Genomic DNA, 16,867 nt, shown 5'->3' with positions numbered 1-16,867 from the left:
CATCCCGGTGCAGGCAATTGCACATAAATGCGCCAGAAGGCAGGCGACGAATCAGCCGCGCTTGCGCTGCTGCTTGAAGCGCTGGCGCTGCTGGCGGATCTGCAGCAGTCGTTCGCGCATTTCCCGGTGTCGCTTGCTATTGAGCAGCAACAGCCCGAGCAGCGGCAGCAACACGCCGAACAGGTACACCCCCTGGTGCGGGTGATACTGAAACATCGGCACCACCCCAAGCAGGCAGGCGACAAAGTAGCCGGCCACCAACCATACCGCGCGGGAAATGCCACGCACTATCAGCAGGTTGCCCAGCACCAGCAGCGGGATCAGTACCAACAGGCCAAACAGCAGGTATTCGTCGCGCTGGGGCGGTGCCATGGCGCGCCAATAAGTGGTGCCGGCCAGGGACAGCAGGAGCGAGGCACTGAAGCAGCCCAGCAGCACGGTGAGCATGAAGGTCGGGAAATAACGTACCAGGAGGTCTCTCATGCGGCCGCCATCTATCACTCGTCGAACTCCTCGTAGAGCCCCACCGCAAGGGTTTTCACCTGGCCAAGATTGCCGGAGCTGATACTCCCGCTGGTACTCAGGGCAGCGCCCAGAGCATCCTGCATCTGGGTCAGGGTGGCGTGGCGGATCTGCGTCGACGAATAGCGCCTGGGCAACGCACCGGCACGCTGTTGCAGCTTCAGCAGCTTGGAGGTCAGGCTCGGGTCCCGCAGGGTCAACAGTTCCTTGGTCAGCTTGGCCCGTTCCTGGCGGTTGAGGCCCTTGAGCAACTGCATCCAGCTTTTGCCGGTGTTCGCCGCCTTGCTGGCCTTGAGCAGCCTGAGCGTGGTCAGCGCCGAACCGCCGACACCCACCAGGGAAATGCCATCGAGAATCGGCGTGACTATGTTGTACCACTCGGCATCGTCCATGCGGTCGTTGGCCGCCGGGTCCTGGATCTCGTTGATCACCCGCGCGCCGCCAATCACGCACTGAGCGGTGCCGGCCATCGCCGCCGAGGCCCCAAGCGCTACCACCCAGACACTGGCACCGGCGGTGAAGGGCACGGCGATGCTGCCGCTGAACACCACCAGCCAGCCGATCACTGCGGCCGTGCAGGCCAGGGTGGTGTTGAAGGATTCAGTGGCCAGCCGCGATTCGCGCGGGTTGTTCTTCACCTGGTCGACGAACTGCTGGGGCGCGATGTAGCGCTTGGCCTCGCGCAAGATCACCCGCTTGGGCACGATGCTGCAGATCGGCCTGAATTCGCGCAGGGTCACGACATTGAAGTCGGCATCGATGTACACCACCCCGGCACCGGCAATCGAGGGATCGGTGTCGATGGCGGCAAACAGACGCGGCAGGTTGATCTGGCTTTCGATTCGTTGGCGGGCAAGAACCTGGGTCAGGCTGAGGTCCCTGATCACTCCGTCTAGTGGGCTGGTCACGCGGTTCATCCTTGGTCTGACGATGTGAATCTGCCTGATAGCCATGAGCCAGCCAGGCATCGCGGCAATGCAAGCCCGGCAACCTTAACAAAGCCCTGACCGTTTGTTGCTCGCCCGCCGGTAAAAAAATCGATCTCCATAAAAGCAAAACGCCAGCTCGGTGGCTGGCGTTTTGTGGGGTTTAGCGCGGCACTACCGGCTTGCGGGTCGGCTTCTTGCCTTTGCCCTTGGCCGCGTCGGCGCGCTCCTTGGCCGCCTGCTTGTTGCGGGCAAACGCCGCAGCCTTGGCCTGTTCGCGCTTGTCCCAGGCATTGCCGCCGTCGCCGCCGCGAGGAGGTAGCCCGGTGTGCTGGGTAAGGATCTTGGTTTCCTTGGCCACCTTGTGGCTGCCGGCCGGTGTCGAATTCTTGCGACGGGCACTCTGGTAGCTGTCGGTAGCCGGCTGGTGGGTCGGAATCAGCTGGTTCTTGCCCGGACCGATCAGGTCGCCACGGCCCATGCGCAGCAGAGCCTCGCGCAGCATCGGCCAGCCCTTCGGATCGTGGTAGCGCAGGAACGCCTTGTGCAGGCGGCGCTGCTCCTCGCTCTTGACGATGGTCACGCCGTCGCTCTTGTAGGTGACCTTGCGCAGCGGGTTCTTGCCCGAGTGGTACATGGCCGTGGCGGTGGCCATCGGCGACGGGTAGAACGCCTGTACCTGGTCCGCGCGAAAGCCATTGCCCTTGAGCCACAGGGCCAGGTTCATCATGTCTTCATCGGTGGTGCCCGGGTGGGCGGCGATGAAGTACGGAATCAGGTACTGCTCCTTGCCCGCTTCCTTGGAGTATTTCTCGAACATCCGCTTGAAGCGGTCGTAGGTGCCGATACCCGGCTTCATCATCTGATTGAGCGGACCTTCCTCGGTGTGTTCCGGGGCGATCTTCAAGTAGCCGCCCACGTGGTGGGTCACCAGCTCCTTCACGTATTCCGGCGACTCGACCGCGAGGTCGTAGCGCAGGCCGGAAGCGATCAGGATCTTCTTCACACCCGGCAAGGCACGGGCGCTGCGATACAGCTGGATCAGCGACGAATGGTCGGTGTTCAGGTTCGGACAGATGCCCGGGAACACGCAGGACGGCTTGCGGCACGCGGATTCGATTTCCGGGCTCTTGCAGGCGATGCGGTACATGTTCGCGGTCGGGCCGCCGAGGTCGGAGATCACCCCGGTAAAGCCGGGAACCTTGTCGCGAATTTCTTCGATCTCGCGAATGATCGACTCTTCGGAACGGTTCTGGATGATCCGCCCTTCGTGCTCGGTGATGGAGCAGAAAGTACAACCGCCGAAGCAGCCGCGCATGATGTTCACCGAGAAGCGGATCATGTCGTAGGCCGGGATCTTTTCCTTGCCATAGGCCGGGTGCGGAATGCGCTGATAAGGCATGCCGAACACGTAGTCCATTTCCTCGGTGGTCATGGGAATGGGCGGCGGGTTGAACCACACGTCCACGTCGCCATGTTTCTGCACCAGGGCGCGGGCGTTGCCCGGGTTGGTTTCCAGGTGCAGCACGCGGTTGGCGTGAGCGTACAGGACCGGGTCGTTGCGCACCTTCTCCATGGACGGCAGGCGGATCACGGTCTTGTCCCGGGTCATGCGCGGGCTGGCAAGGATCTGCACCACCTTGGCTTCCTGGGGATCGTCCACCGGGCCCTTTTCCTGCTCGATGGCGCAGGCCTGGGTGTCCTGGGTATTGACGTAGGGGTTGATGATCTTGTCGATCTTGCCCGGGCGGTCGATACGGGTGGAGTCCACTTCGTACCAGTCCTTGGGCGTGTCGCGGCGGATGAAGGCGGTGCCGCGCACGTCGGTGATATCTTCGATCTTGTGGCCGTAGGACAGGCGCTGGGCCACTTCGACAATGGCTCGCTCGGCGTTGCCGTAGAGCAGGATGTCGGCGCTGGCGTCGATCAGGATCGAGTTGCGCACCCGGTCCTGCCAGTAGTCGTAGTGGGCGATGCGGCGCAGGGACGCTTCAATGCCGCCGAGAACGATGGGCACGTGCTTGTAGGCTTCCTTGCAGCGCTGGCTGTAGACCAGGCTCGCACGATCCGGGCGTTTGCCCGCCAGGCCACCGGGGGTGTAGGCGTCGTCGGAGCGGATTTTCTTGTCGGCGGTGTAGCGGTTGATCATCGAGTCCATGTTGCCGGCAGCGACACCGAAGAACAGGTTCGGCTCGCCGAGCTTCATGAAGTCGTCTTTGGACTGCCAGTTGGGCTGGGCGATGATCCCGACGCGAAAGCCCTGGGACTCCAGCAGCCGGCCGATGATCGCCATGCCGAACGACGGGTGATCGACGTAGGCATCACCGGTGACGATGATGATGTCGCAGGAATCCCAGCCGAGCTGATCCATCTCCTCCCTGCTCATGGGCAGGAATGGTGCTGGCCCGAAACATTCGGCCCAGTACTTGGGATAGTCAAATAACGGCTTGGCTGCTTGCATGTCGATGACCGGTGTTGGCTTGGATAGGGACGCGTTGATTCACAGGGAAATTCGCGGGCGCGGAATATAGCACAAAAAATAACCAATTCCGACCAAAAGGGTCGGAATTCATTGTCACGTCACGCGATCAGTAGCGAGGGCACTTGCTCCCGCTCGTCTGCGCAGCAGGCGCAGAGTCGGTGGCGACAATATATCTGGAGCAAGGCGCCGATCGGCCTTGGGGCCGCAGCTTGCTCCAGCGGGAGCACGCTGCCCCACCAGAGCCGGCCAACCACCATGGCTGGCGCCGTTATTCGTCGTCGTCGAAGTTGTAGCTGCCCGGGGCGAGGTTCTCGAAGCGGGTGTACTTGCCGATGAACGCCAGGCGGATAAAGCCGATGGGGCCGTTCCGCTGCTTGCCGATGATGATCTCGGCAATGCCCTTGTGCTCGGTTTCCGGGTGATACACCTCGTCCCGGTAGACGAACATGATCACGTCGGCGTCCTGCTCGATCGCTCCGGATTCCCGCAAGTCGGAGTTCACCGGGCGCTTGTTGGGACGTTGTTCCAGGGAGCGGTTGAGCTGGGACAGGGCCACTACCGGGCAGTTGAACTCCTTGGCCAGGGCCTTCAGGGACCGGGAAATCTCGGAAATCTCGTTGGTCCGGTTGTCGCCGCTGGAGCCTGGAATCTGCATGAGCTGCAGGTAGTCGATCATGATCATGGCGATATCGCCGTGCTCACGCACCAGGCGCCGGGTCCGCGCACGCATCTCCGAGGGGCTGATGCCCGCGGTGTCGTCGATGAACAGCTTGCGGTCGTTGAGCAGGTTGACCGCCGAGGTCAGGCGTGGCCAGTCGTCGTCTTCCAGCTGGCCGGAACGGACCTTGGTCTGGTCGATGCGGCCCAGGGAGGAGAGCATACGCATGATCAGCGATTCACCTGGCATCTCCAGGGAGTACACCAGCACCGCCTTGTCGCTGCGCAGTACCGCGTTCTCCACCAGGTTCATGGCGAAGGTGGTCTTACCCATGGACGGACGGCCGGCGACGATGATCAAGTCGGCCGGCTGCAGGCCGCTGGTCTTCTCGTCGAGATCGGTATAGCCGGTGGACAGGCCGGTGATGGCGTTGTCCGTGTTGAACAGGGTATCGATGCGGTCGATGGCCTTGGTCAGCAGTTCGTTGACCCCCACCGGGCCACCGGTCTTGGGCCGCGCTTCGGCGATCTGGAAGATCTGCCGCTCGGCCTCGTCGAGAATCTCTTCGGCGGTGCGCCCTTCCGGGTTGAAGGCACTGTCGGCGATCTCCGTACTGATGCCGATCAGCTGGCGCAGGGTTGCCCGCTGGCGAACGATCTGCGCATAGGCCTTGATGTTGGCCACCGACGGAGTGTTCTTCGCCAGTTCACCCAGGTAGCCCAGGCCGCCGACCTGCGAAGTCTGGCCTTCCTTGTCCAGTTGCTCGGACAGGGTGACCACGTCGATGGGCATGTTCTGGTCGGCCAGCTTGGCGATGGCGCGGAAGATCAAACGGTGGTCATGCCGGTAGAAATCGCCGTCGGACACTTGATCCAACACGCGTTCCCAGGCGTTGTTGTCCAGCATCAGACCACCGAGCACGGCCTGTTCGGCCTCGATGGAGTGCGGCGGCACCTTCAGGGCAGCGGTTTGCAGATCGTATTGCTCGGGAGCGGAGATATCGTTCATGGCCACTTGGAATTCGGGGGATGAAAATCAGGATCAGCAGAAAGACAAAGGGCACGACCTGTAAACAGGATCGTGCCCGATGTTAACCGTCAGCCACACAAGGTGCCAGACGATTTGGTACTGCTTAAGCAGCCACCACGACAACGCGTACGGTTGCTTCAACTTCAGCGTGCAGGTGCACGGCTACGTCGAATTCACCTACGTTGCGGATGGTGCCGTTCGGCAGACGAACTTCGCTTTTTGCCACTTCAACGCCCGAGGCGGTCAGTGCATCAGCGATGTCGTGGGTGCCGATCGAACCGAACAGCTTGCCTTCGTCACCGGCGGTGGCAGTGATGGTCACTTCCAGCTCAGCCAGTTGCGCAGCGCGAGTTTCGGCAGAAGCCTTCTTCTCTGCAGCCAGTTTTTCCAGCTCGGCACGACGCGCTTCGAACGCAGCCAGGTTGGCAGCGGTAGCAGCGGTGGCTTTGCCGAAAGGCAGCAGGTAGTTACGGCCGTAACCAGCCTTAACGTTTACCTTATCGCCCAGGTTGCCCAGGTTGGCGATTTTTTCCAGCAGGATCAGTTCCATTTGGTAATAACCTCTTAACTTTTAACCTTCACCGTTCGCAGAGCCGTTATCAGCGTCTTTCGGCGCCAAACGACCGCGAAAATCAACCAGACTGTCGACAATGGCCAGGACCACGAGCAACGGATAGATCAGCTGCATGAACGGCAACAGCGTGACGTACAACCCCACCAGCCAGAACCTGGCCAGTCGCCCTTGTGCCACCAGCCCGTGAATCAGGGCCAGCCCGGCAAAAGCCAGCGGGACACTGCACATCGGCGTCAGCATGGCCAGTTGAGGTCCGAAGTTCGGCCCCACCAGCATGCACGCCAGCAGCAACATCGCTGGCCCAAGAGGGATTCTGATGGCGCGAAACTCGCGACCAAAACCACCCGGGTTATACAACACAGCCTGCCAGTAACGCCCAAGAATCAGGCTCAGCACGCTGATGGCTTGCAACAGGGCCGCTATCAGGCCGGTCAGGATCGGTGCAATCAGCGTGGCAAGACGAGCTCGCTCTTCAACCGATAGCTGCTGGTAGACCTCACCCAAGGCCATCGGCAGGATTTTTATCAATTCCTGTGACAGCGCTTCGATCTGAGGGCGGAAAGCCGCACCCAGGACTCCAGCAAACACCAACCCCATCGCTATGCTGACCAGCAACACGCGGCTCCAAGACTCGCTTGCGCGCAAAACCAACGCAAGACTCGAAGAACCCAGCAGCACCAAAAGTGCCCGCGGGTCATCGAACGTCAGCCACCAGAGCAAAGCTGGCAGCACTCCCAGAGCGAGGACGCCAAGGGCATCCTTCAATCCGCGCCGCAGAAGCACCAGGCTCCCGGCGGCAGCACCCAACCAATACAACAACGGCAATGCCGAACAGCCAGCCACTACCAGAGTGGCCTGCATACGACCGCGCATGATGAACTCAGCTAAGGCGCGCATGCATTCAATCCCTTACTACTTGTCGACTGCCCGATCTCAGCGGCCGTGGCTGTCGGTGTAGGCCAGCAGGGCCAGGAAGCGGGCGCGCTTGATAGCGGTGGCCAGCTGACGCTGATAACGAGCTTTGGTACCGGTGATGCGGCTTGGAACGATTTTGCCGGTCTCGGATACGTAGGCTTTCAGAGTGTTGAGATCTTTGTAATCGATCTCTTTCACGTCTTCAGCGGTGAAGCGGCAGAATTTACGACGACGGAAGAAACGTGCCATGTAATTGGCTCCTCAAAAGGTCCGTGGATTACTCGTCAGCGTTATCGCTGGCGTCGCTGTTGTCGCTGTCATCGCCATCGGCGCTGTCAGCATGCTCAGGACGGTCACGACGCTCACGGCGCTCACTGCGGTTTTCTTCAGCCTTGAGCATCTCGGATTGGCCAGTGATGGCTTCTTCGCGACGGATGACCAGGTTACGGATCACAGCATCGTTGTAACGGAAGTTGTCTTCCAGCTCAGCCAGGGCTTTACCGGTGCACTCAACGTTCAGCATCACGTAGTGAGCCTTGTGAACATTGTTGATTGCGTAGGCCAGTTGACGACGGCCCCAGTCTTCCAGACGGTGGATTTTGCCGCCGTCTTCTTCGATCAGCTTGGTGTAACGCTCAACCATGCCGCCGACTTGCTCGCTTTGATCCGGGTGGACCAAAAAGATGATTTCGTAATGACGCATGAATGCTCCTTACGGGTTGTAGCCTGCCGCCTATAAGCGGTCAGACAAGGAGTGAATGACACTGGTGTGTCTTGCCTGGTAGTAGGCACATATGCGCCTGCCGTCACGGCAAGGGGCGCAATTGTAGAGAAGGGGGAACAGCGGCGCAAGGCAATTGGTGATTATTTGAACAACCACCTGCGGGAGCCGGCGTGCCGACGATGGACGGCAGCACGCGCCTCGCCGGCAAGCCGGCTCCTGCAACTGCGGGTCAGGCTTTCTTGGCGCCGGCCTTGGCCTTGGCACCGCGCTGGCGCATGGCTTCGAACAGGCACACGCCAGTGGCCACGGAGACGTTGAGGCTGCTGACGCTGCCGGCCATCGGCAGGCGTACCAGGTAGTCGCAGTGCTCGCGGGTCAGGCGACGCATGCCCTTGCCTTCGGCCCCCATGATGATGATGGTCGGGCCGGTCAGGTCCTGGTCGTACAGTTCCTGTTCGGCCTCGCCGGCGGTGCCGACGATCCACAGCCCACGCTGCTGGAGCTTCTCCAGGGTGCGGGCCAGGTTGGTCACGGCTACCAGCGGAATCACTTCGGCGGCGCCGCAGGCCACTTTGCGCACGGTCGGAGTCAGGGTCGCCGACTTGTCCTTGGGCACCAGCACTGCCAGGGCACCGGCCGCATCGGCAGTACGCAGGCAGGCCCCGAGGTTATGCGGGTCGGTCACACCGTCCAGCACCAGCAGCAACGGCGCGCCTTCGGTACGGTCCAGCAGCTCGTCGAGCATGGCCTCGCCCCACACCTGGCTCGGGCTGACTTCCGCCACTACGCCCTGGTGCACGCCTTCAACCCATGCGTCCATCTCACGACGCTCGGCCTGGCCAACCGAAACACGGTTCTGCGCAGCCAGGTCCACCAGCACCTGAACCCGTGGATCACTGCGCCCTTCAGCCAACCAGATCTGCTTGACCCGCTTGGGATGGTGACGCAGCAACGCTTCTACGGCATGCACGCCGTAGATCTTTTCCAACTGACTCATGACTTGGCCTTTGGTTTGCGCGCCCCGCCGCTTTTAGCGCCGGAAGCGGAGCCCGCCTTGGGCGGACCTTTACGATGTTTGCTCGGCTTGGCGGGCTTTTCGCCAACGCGCGAGGGCGCCGGCTTACCGGACTTTCCCGCAGACGTCGCTTTACCACCGCCCTTGGCTTCGGCCAGCAGCGCCCGCTTCATTTCGCGGCTTTTGCGCACTTCGGCGTTTTTCGCGGCAGCGTCGCTTGGACGATAAGCCTCGACCGCCTTTTCCTTGGCGGAGCTGCGACGCCCCGCCTTGGCTGGAGCCGGCTCTTCCACGACCTTGCTGGCAGGTGCGTCCGCGGCGCCACGCTTCTTGCGGCCGATCGGTGCGTTGATGGTCTTCTCGGCCATTTCGAAATCGATCTTGCGCTCGTCCAGGTCGACGCGCATGACCCGCACTTCCACAGTATCGCCCAGGCGGAAGCTGCGACCGGTGCGCTCGCCCGCCAGGCGGTGATGCACAGGGTCGAAGTGGTAGTAGTCCCCCGGCAAGGCGGTGACGTGCACCAGGCCCTCGACGTAGATGTCGGTCAACTCGACGAACAGGCCGAAACCGGTCACCGCGGTGATCACACCCGGGAAGGACTCGCCCACACGATCCTTCATGAACTCGCACTTGAGCCAGTTCACTACGTCCCGCGTGGCCTCATCGGCACGACGCTCGCTCATCGAGCACTGCTCGCCGAGCTGCTCCAGGGTCGCTTCGTCGTACGGATAGATGCGCGCCTTCGGAATGGTCATCGCCCCGGCGCGACGCACGTGCGGCGTGTCCTGCTTGGAGTGGATGACGCTGCGGATGGCCCGATGGGTCAACAGGTCCGGGTAGCGACGGATCGGCGAGGTGAAGTGGGTATAGGCTTCGTAATTCAGGCCGAAGTGGCCCTGGTTATCAGCGCTGTACACCGCCTGGCTCAGGGAGCGCAGCATCACGGTCTGGATCAGGTGGTAATCCGGACGGTCCTTGATGGTTTCCAGCAATGCCTGGTAGTCCTTCGGCGTCGGGCCATCCTTGCCTTTATGCAGGGACAGGCCCAGTTCGCCGAGGAAGGCGCGCAGTTTTTCCAGACGCTCCGGCGGCGGACCATCGTGCACCCGGTACAGGGCCGGAATCTCGTGCTTCTTGAGGAACTCGGCGGTGGCCACGTTGGCCGCCAGCATGCATTCCTCGATCAGCTTGTGCGCATCATTGCGGGTAGTCGGACGAATTTCGGCGATCTTGCGCTCGGAACCGAAGATGATCCGGGTTTCCTGGGTCTCGAAGTCGATGGCGCCCCGGGTATGACGAGCCCCCAGCAAGACCTTGTACAGCGCATACAGCTGCTTCAGGTGCGGCAGGACATCGCCGTATTCACCGCGCAACTGCTTGGCTTCGCTGGTTTTCGGCTGCTCGAGCATGGTGCTGACCTTGTTGTAGGTCAGACGCGCCTTGGAGTGGATCACCGCTTCGTAGAACTGGTAATCGGTCATCTCGCCGGACTTGGAGATGGTCATCTCGCAAACCATGGCCAGGCGATCGACTTTCGGGTTCAGCGAGCACAGGCCGTTGGACAGTTGCTCGGGCAGCATCGGGATCACCCGCTCGGGGAAGTACACCGAGTTGCCGCGCACCTGGGCTTCGGCATCCAGAGCCGAACCGATCTTCACGTAACTGGAGACGTCGGCAATCGCCACATACAGCTTCCAGCCACCACCAAACAGGCGCAGCTTGCCGGGCTTGGCTTCGCAGAAAACAGCGTCGTCGAAGTCGCGGGCGTCTTCGCCGTCGATGGTGACGAAAGGCAGATCACGCAGGTCGATGCGCTTCTCTTTGTCCTTCTCTTCCACTTCGGGCTTGAGCTTGCCGGCTTCCTTGAGCACCGCCTCTGGCCAGACATGAGGAATATCGTAGGTGCGCAGGGCAACGTCGATTTCCATGCCCGGTGCCATGTAGTTGCCCACCACTTCCACCACATCGCCTTGCGGCTGGAAGCGCGGCGTCGGCCAGTGAGTGATCTTCACTTCGACGAACTGACCGATCTTGGCATTGGCATTGCGCCCCGGCGTTACCAGCACTTCCTGCTGGATCTTCGGGTTGTCTGCCACCACGAAACCGATGCCACCTTCTTCGAAGTAGCGACCGACGATGCTTTCGTGGGCACGGGACACCACTTCGACGATCACGCCTTCGCGACGGCCGCGGCGATCCAGGCCGGAAACCCGGGCCAGGGCGCGGTCGCCATCGAATACCAGACGCATTTGCGCCGGGCTCATGAACAGGTCGTCGCTGCCGTCATCCGGCACCAGGAAGCCGAAGCCGTCACGGTGACCGCTGATACGGCCGAGAATCAGGTCGAGCTTGTCCACCGGCGCATAGGTGCCGCGGCGGGTATAGATCAGTTGAGCGTCGCGCTCCATGGCGCGCAGGCGGCGGCGCAGGGCTTCCAGCTGGTCTTCCGTGGTCAGACCGAACTCTTCTACCAACTGCTCGCGACTAGCAGGCGAACCCCGGTCAGCAAGGTGCTGAAGGATGAGTTCGCGGCTAGGAATAGGGTTTTCGTATTTTTCCGCTTCACGAGCGGCCTCGGGATCGAGGGACTGCCAATCGGCCATTAGATAAATTTCACCTTGTCTATATGCGGGTTAGTTTGGCATACGCGTATTGAAACGGGAAATTTCAGGCTCAGACAACCTGGGAATAATCCTCGCCATCGCCTCAGAAACATCGTCACGCATACCGCCGGAGACTTTTTTCAAACTTTTTTGAAATCTGGGGTTTACAGCTCAAAAGAGCCTCCGTATAGTGCGCGCCATCGACGACGGAGACGTCAGCGATACTGCCCAGATGGTGAAATTGGTAGACACGCCAGCTTCAGGTGCTGGTGGCCGCAAGGCCGTGGAAGTTCGAGTCTTCTTCTGGGCACCAATTCAAGAGCTTGAGATTAGATCAGTTTCAAGGCTCGAACAAAAACCCGCGAAAGCGGGTTTTTGCATTCTAAGTGTTTGATTTAATAAAACCAAAACAGGGGTTTACAGATCAAAACGCTGTCCGTATAGTGCGCTCCATCGACACGGCGACGACGTCGATACTGCCCAGATGGTGAAATTGGTAGACACGCCAGCTTCAGGTGCTGGTGACCGCAAGGTCGTGGAAGTTCGAGTCTTCTTCTGGGCACCAATTCAAAACTTGAGAGCATCGCTTTCAAGTCTCACAAAAACCCGCGAAAGCGGGTTTTTGCGTTTCTGCCCCCTGATATTTCCCCGCGCCATCGCCTTCCTCCGCATCCGCAAAGCGCACATGAGAAACGATATCGTTTATGATTGTTACAAGTTTTTGCGGCACTACAGTGAGGAAACCTGCGAATGATGTTCAGAAATACCCTCCTTCCAACATCCCTTCTGCGTGGCTTGACCATCACTTTGCTGGGGCTGACCCTGGCATCCCCCTTCACCCAGGCAGCCGATCCGGTTTCCCTGACCCTGTACAACGGTCAGCACAAGGAAGTCGGCGACGCGGTAGCCAAGGCTTTCGAAGCCAAGACCGGCATCCATGTGAATGTCCGCAAGGGCAGCAGCAATCAACTGGCCAGCCAGGTTGTCGAAGAAGGCGACCGCTCCCCCGCTGATGTGATCTACACCGAAGAATCCCCTCCCCTGAACAAACTCGGCGAGCAGGGCCTGCTGGCCCAGACCGACACCACGACCCTGGCCGTGCTGCCCAAGGAATATGTTGCGGGCAACGGCACCTGGATCGGTGTCACCGCGCGCGTACGAGTCGTCGCCTTCAACCCGAAACTGATCGACGAAAAAGACCTGCCCAAGTCGGTGATGGAATTCTCCCAGCCGCAGTGGCAAGGCAAGGTTGGCTTCGTGCCCACCAGTGGCGCCTTCCAGGAACAGGCCGTGGCCATCATCAAGATGCACGGCAGGGATGCTGCCGAAGAATGGCTGACCGGCCTGCGGGCTTTCGGCAAGGTCTACAGCAACAACATGGTGGCCCTCAAAGCCGTGGAAAACGGCGAAGTGGCCACGGTCCTGGTGAACAACTACTACTGGTTTGCCCTGCAACGGGAAAAAGGCCAGCTCGACTCGAAACTGCACTACTTCACGGGCGGCGACATCGGCGGCCTGATCACCGTGTCCAGCGCAGCCGTACTCAAGTCCAGCAAGCATCCGAAAGAGGCCCAGCAGCTTCTGGCCTACATGGCCAGCGAAGAAGGCCAGCGGGTGATTACCCAGACCACGGCCGAGTACCCGCTGCATAAAGGCATGCAGTCCGATCGCGGACTCAAGCCCTTCAATGAACTGGAAGCCCCGAAGGTGACCCCAGCCGATCTCGGCAATGCCGAGGAAGCCCTGGACCTGGAACGTGACGTCGGCCTGAACTGATGAATCCATCGCCATCCGCTTCCGCCTTGCGCACCACCTTCGTGCCGAGGCGCAAGCGGCCTTCGATCTGGCTACTGCTGCCAGTCCTGCTACTGGTCTGCCTGAGCCTGTTGCCACTGTTATATGTCGGCCTCAAGGCCTGGCAGGCCGGCTGGGCTGAAGCCCTGCACCTGCTGTGGCGCCCCTATGTGTTGCGCCTGCTGAGCAATACCCTGCTGCTGATGCTCGGGGTGACCCTTGCCTGCGCCGTGCTCGGCCTGTCCCTGGCCTGGCTGCTGGAACGCAGTGATTTGCCGGGAAGGCGGATCTGGGGCGTGGTGCTGTGCTTGCCCTTCGCCGTACCGGCCTTTGTCAGCAGCTTCACTTGGGTATCCCTGAGCGCCGGGTTCGAAGGACTGGGCGGCGCGATCCTGGTGATGACCCTGTCCAAATACCCGCTGGTGTTCCTGCCGGTGGCGGCCACCCTGCGCAATCTCGACCCCTCCCTGGAGGAGTCGGCGCGGACCCTGGGGCAAAATCGCTGGGGCGTGTTCTTCAAGATCACCTTGCCCTTGCTATGGCCTTCACTGCTGGCCGGCTCGCTGCTGATTGCCCTGCATATGCTGGTGGAGTTCGGTGCCCTGTCGATCATCGGCCTGCAGACCTTCACCACCGCCATCTACCAGCAATTCGAGCTGGAGTTCAGCAATGCCAACGCCGCCATGCTGTCGGCCGTGTTGTTGGCGCTGTGCCTGCTGCTGCTGGGGCTGGAACTGCGCGTCCGCGGCAAGGGCCGCCATGTACGCACCGGCCAGGGCGCAGCCAGGCACGCCGAACAGGTACGCCTGGGGCGCTGGAGCATCGGCGGACAGCTTTACTGCCTGATGCTGGCGCTGATCGGCAGCGGTGTCCCCCTGGGCATGCTTGCCTATTGGCTGGCCGTCGGTTCATCGGCAGCCTTCCCCGTCGCGGCAATCAGCGAAGCATTGCTGTCTTCACTGGCCCTGTCCCTGGGCGGCGCCGGCCTGTGCCTGGTGCTGGCAGTGCCGGTGGGCCTGCTGGTGGTGCGCTACAAGGGGCGCCTGGCCATCTGGGCAGAGCGCCTGCCCTATCTGCTGCATGCCCTGCCAGGGCTGGTGATCGCCCTGACCCTGGTGTATTTCGCGCTGCACTATGTGCCGGTGCTGTACCAGACCTCGGCGCTGCTGCTGATTGCCTATGCCCTACTATTCCTGCCCCTGGCCCAGGCGCCGATCCGCACCGCGCTGAACAAGGCCGCGCCACAGCTGGAAGAAGCAGCAAGAACCCTCGGCGCATCGTCGTTCAGCGCCTTCTGCCGAGTGACCCTGCCGATCATCTTCCCGGCGCTGGGCGCGGCTTTCGCCCTGGTCTTTCTGGATGCGATGAAGGAACTGACAGCGACCCTGCTGCTCAGCCCAACCGGGCTCAACACCCTGGCTACAGAAGTGTGGGCGCATACGGCGAATGTGGAGTTTGCAGCGGCGGCACCTTATGCGGCGCTGTTGATACTGGTGTCAGGGCTACCGGTCTATCTGCTGACAACGCGGATGTATTTGAGTCGCTGAGAGGTGGCAAGCCGGCTCCTGCAGTAAGGTGGCAGGAGCCAGCTTGCCGGCCAGGCATCAGGCGCGGAACTGACCGAGGCTGGCCTTGAGCTGCGCCGCCAGGCTGTCCAGTACCTTGCCGCTGGCGGTGGTTTCTACCACGGCCTGAGCCGCCCGCTCGGCCTGGGCATGGATGGTTTCCACCCGCCCACGCACCGCCTGCGCGCCCTGCGCCTGATGGGCCGCAGCCTGGGTGGCCAGGCCAATCGCGGCGTGCACCTGCTCTACCGAAGACTGCACCGATTGTTGCAGGCGAGCACTGTCGCGCAGCACCAGCAAGCCCTCGCTGGCCTGACGCCCGGCCTGACCGATAGCCGCTACGGCCTCCCGCGCCCCCTGCTGCAGGGCACCGATATGGGCCTGGATATCGCCAGTGGAGCTTTGCGTCTTGCTGGCCAGGGCCCGCACCTCATCCGCCACCACGGCAAATCCGCGCCCGGTCTCGCCGGCGCGCGCGGCCTCGATCGCAGCGTTCAATGCCAGCAGGTTGGTTTGCTCGGCAATGCCATGGATCACCGTCAGCACCACCTCGATCTGCTCGCTCTGCTGGGCCAGGCGCTCGATCACCTTGGCCCCGGTATCCACTTGCCCCGCCAGCGCCTCGATCAGGCTGCCGACCTGCTCGGAGGTGCGGGTAGTCTCGTCCGTCGCCTGACGAATCTCCACCACCTGCTGCAGTGCGGCCTGCATCGCCTGGCTTTCCGCCTGGGCTTCATCGGCCATCTGCGACAACGCCCGCAGGCTCTCTGCCACTTCATCACGCTGCGCTTCGGCTGCGGCATCAGCCCCAGCATTACGCTGGCTCATGGCGCCGATCTCGACACCTGTGCGCTGGGCCACATCCCCCGCTTCCCGCACGATGGGCTGCAACTTATCCACAAAGCGATTCACCGCCGAGGCCATGTCGCCAATCTCATCATTGCTGTTGAGCGGCACACGCTTGGTCAGGTCACCTTCGCCCGCTGCCAGGTCATTGAGCGCAGCGATCAGCAAATGCAGCTTGCTCACCACGCGACGCCCCAGCACCACTGCCAGCAACAGCAGCAGGGCCAGGCCAACCAGCGCCAGGCCGACGCCGATCTGCCAGCGCAAGGTGGACGCCGCCTCCTGCACCGTGCTCGCGGTATTGGCCTGCATCTGTGCCGCCGTACCCTGGGCCGACTGCAAGCGCGAGCGCATGGCCGCCGAGCTGTCGGCAGAAGCTCCCTTGAGGCTGTCGCCAACCAACTGATCGCTGCTGGCAATCAAGGCGCTGAAGCGCTGATCCAGGGCGGCGATATCGGCCTCCACCGACGCGGTGGAGACTCCCATCAGCACCTTGCCGATTTCCACGCCATTGGGATTGATCGAGGCTTCAAGGTAGTACACCGAAGGATCGTTCTTCGCTGCATCCAAGACCTTGTCCAGCGCCCGGTCGCCCTTGCCCTTTTCCAGCAGCGCCTTGTTGATCGGGTTTTCACGATTCAGGTAGCGGGTCAGGTGCTCTCCCGCCGCATCGTCATAAACCACGAACAACACATTGGGGTTGCGCTGAGCCCGTCGGGCGAACTCGGACAAGGTCGGCACATCACTGTCCCACATGGCGCGAGGCGCCACGGAGGCCAGCAATTGAGCCATGTCATTGGCAGAGTCCTTCAGGTCCTTCTCCAGCGCCGCACGCAGCTGTACCTGTTCTTCCTTGAGACGCGAAGACAGGCCGGCCGTGAGGCGTTGGCGGGTACTGCTGGAAAGACTCTCCAGACTGGAGGTGACTTCTTTGCCCGCCTGCTCGAGCTCGCCAGCCAATTTCTGGCTGTCGCCGCCCAGGCGCGAAGCCAGATCCGCCTCGAGGGCGGTCACTGTGCTCCGAGTCAGGGCAACCGCTACTAGCACTTGCACCAAAAGGGCGATACCGAGAGTAACGAACACAGGCCGTAGTAAACGGCTTTGTAACAGTGAGAGAACGGCCGACACAGGAAATCCCTCTACTTTTGACGCCATTATTCTGATGGCACTCTAGAAGTGGATTTCACAGCAAGGGTCGTGCCGCGTGGCAG

General features: G+C 61.6%; 13 protein-coding genes and 2 tRNA genes. 4 read left to right on the top strand and 11 right to left on the bottom strand.

Annotated features, from left to right (window positions below; genetic code table 11):
* Positions 1-51: 51 nt before the first annotated feature.
* From AC07R1_RS24305 to rnr, 10 genes are all read right to left on the bottom strand, one after another.
* On the bottom strand, positions 52-501 hold the full coding sequence (locus AC07R1_RS24305) for a hypothetical protein (protein WP_123397741.1): 450 nt from the start codon (positions 499-501) through the stop codon (positions 52-54).
* Entirely contained in the window at positions 498-1,439 is a 942-nt protein-coding gene (gene ssp4, locus AC07R1_RS24300; protein WP_186355319.1) for an Ssp4 family T6SS effector, read from the bottom strand. Before ssp4 ends, AC07R1_RS24305 begins: the two co-directional genes overlap by 4 nt.
* 172 nt (positions 1,440-1,611) lie before the next feature.
* A complete protein-coding gene (locus AC07R1_RS24295) occupies positions 1,612-3,909 on the bottom strand; it encodes a YgiQ family radical SAM protein (RefSeq protein WP_495111006.1) in 2,298 nt (765 codons plus the stop codon).
* Between the two features lie 289 nt (positions 3,910-4,198).
* Positions 4,199-5,596 (bottom strand): replicative DNA helicase, encoded by a 1,398-nt coding sequence (gene dnaB / locus AC07R1_RS24290; protein ID WP_011058951.1) that lies wholly within the window; start codon positions 5,594-5,596, stop codon positions 4,199-4,201.
* Between the two features lie 124 nt (positions 5,597-5,720).
* Positions 5,721-6,167, bottom strand: a complete 447-nt coding sequence (gene rplI, locus AC07R1_RS24285; RefSeq protein ID WP_007921484.1) for a 50S ribosomal protein L9 — start codon at positions 6,165-6,167, stop codon at positions 5,721-5,723.
* 21 nt (positions 6,168-6,188) lie between these two features.
* The gene (locus tag AC07R1_RS24280; RefSeq protein ID WP_011058950.1) at positions 6,189-7,088 is read right to left on the bottom strand and encodes a hypothetical protein; all 900 of its coding nucleotides are present in this window, start codon (positions 7,086-7,088) and stop codon (positions 6,189-6,191) included.
* Between the two features lie 36 nt (positions 7,089-7,124).
* Positions 7,125-7,355, bottom strand: coding sequence for a 30S ribosomal protein S18 (gene rpsR, locus AC07R1_RS24275; protein WP_002551829.1), 231 nt, complete (start codon positions 7,353-7,355; stop codon positions 7,125-7,127).
* A 28-nt stretch (positions 7,356-7,383) separates the two neighbouring features.
* A complete protein-coding gene (gene rpsF, locus AC07R1_RS24270) occupies positions 7,384-7,809 on the bottom strand; it encodes a 30S ribosomal protein S6 (protein WP_011058949.1) in 426 nt (141 codons plus the stop codon).
* 250 nt (positions 7,810-8,059) lie between these two features.
* Positions 8,060-8,827, bottom strand: coding sequence for a 23S rRNA (guanosine(2251)-2'-O)-methyltransferase RlmB (gene rlmB / locus AC07R1_RS24265; RefSeq protein ID WP_015633942.1), 768 nt, complete (start codon positions 8,825-8,827; stop codon positions 8,060-8,062).
* Positions 8,824-11,451, bottom strand: coding sequence for a ribonuclease R (rnr, locus tag AC07R1_RS24260; protein ID WP_495111005.1), 2,628 nt, complete (start codon positions 11,449-11,451; stop codon positions 8,824-8,826). Before rnr ends, rlmB begins: the two co-directional genes overlap by 4 nt.
* A 226-nt stretch (positions 11,452-11,677) precedes the next feature.
* Between rnr and AC07R1_RS24255 the strand changes: the two genes are divergently transcribed.
* The 4 genes from AC07R1_RS24255 to AC07R1_RS24240 all read left to right on the top strand — a co-directional run bounded on the left by AC07R1_RS24255 (position 11,678) and on the right by AC07R1_RS24240 (position 14,792).
* Positions 11,678-11,764: transfer RNA gene (locus AC07R1_RS24255), tRNA-Leu, on the top strand.
* 165 nt (positions 11,765-11,929) lie between these two features.
* A tRNA-Leu gene (locus AC07R1_RS24250) sits at positions 11,930-12,016 on the top strand.
* A 185-nt stretch (positions 12,017-12,201) separates the two neighbouring features.
* The gene (locus AC07R1_RS24245; RefSeq protein WP_495111004.1) at positions 12,202-13,227 is read left to right on the top strand and encodes an extracellular solute-binding protein; all 1,026 of its coding nucleotides are present in this window, start codon (positions 12,202-12,204) and stop codon (positions 13,225-13,227) included.
* Positions 13,227-14,792 (top strand): ABC transporter permease, encoded by a 1,566-nt coding sequence (locus AC07R1_RS24240; RefSeq protein WP_011058945.1) that lies wholly within the window; start codon positions 13,227-13,229, stop codon positions 14,790-14,792. The genes AC07R1_RS24245 and AC07R1_RS24240 overlap by 1 nt, the downstream gene beginning before the upstream one ends.
* Positions 14,793-14,849: 57 nt before the next feature.
* Here AC07R1_RS24240 and AC07R1_RS24235 read toward each other — a convergent pair whose 3' ends face one another.
* Positions 14,850-16,784, bottom strand: a complete 1,935-nt coding sequence (locus AC07R1_RS24235) for a methyl-accepting chemotaxis protein (RefSeq protein WP_495111003.1) — start codon at positions 16,782-16,784, stop codon at positions 14,850-14,852.
* Between the last annotated feature and the right edge of the window lie 83 nt (positions 16,785-16,867).

This window comes from Pseudomonas sp. GW821-FHT07F01 (assembly GCF_059418825.1).
Note: the sequence above shows the minus strand (reverse complement) of the source record. Positions and strands in the feature narration are given on the sequence as shown.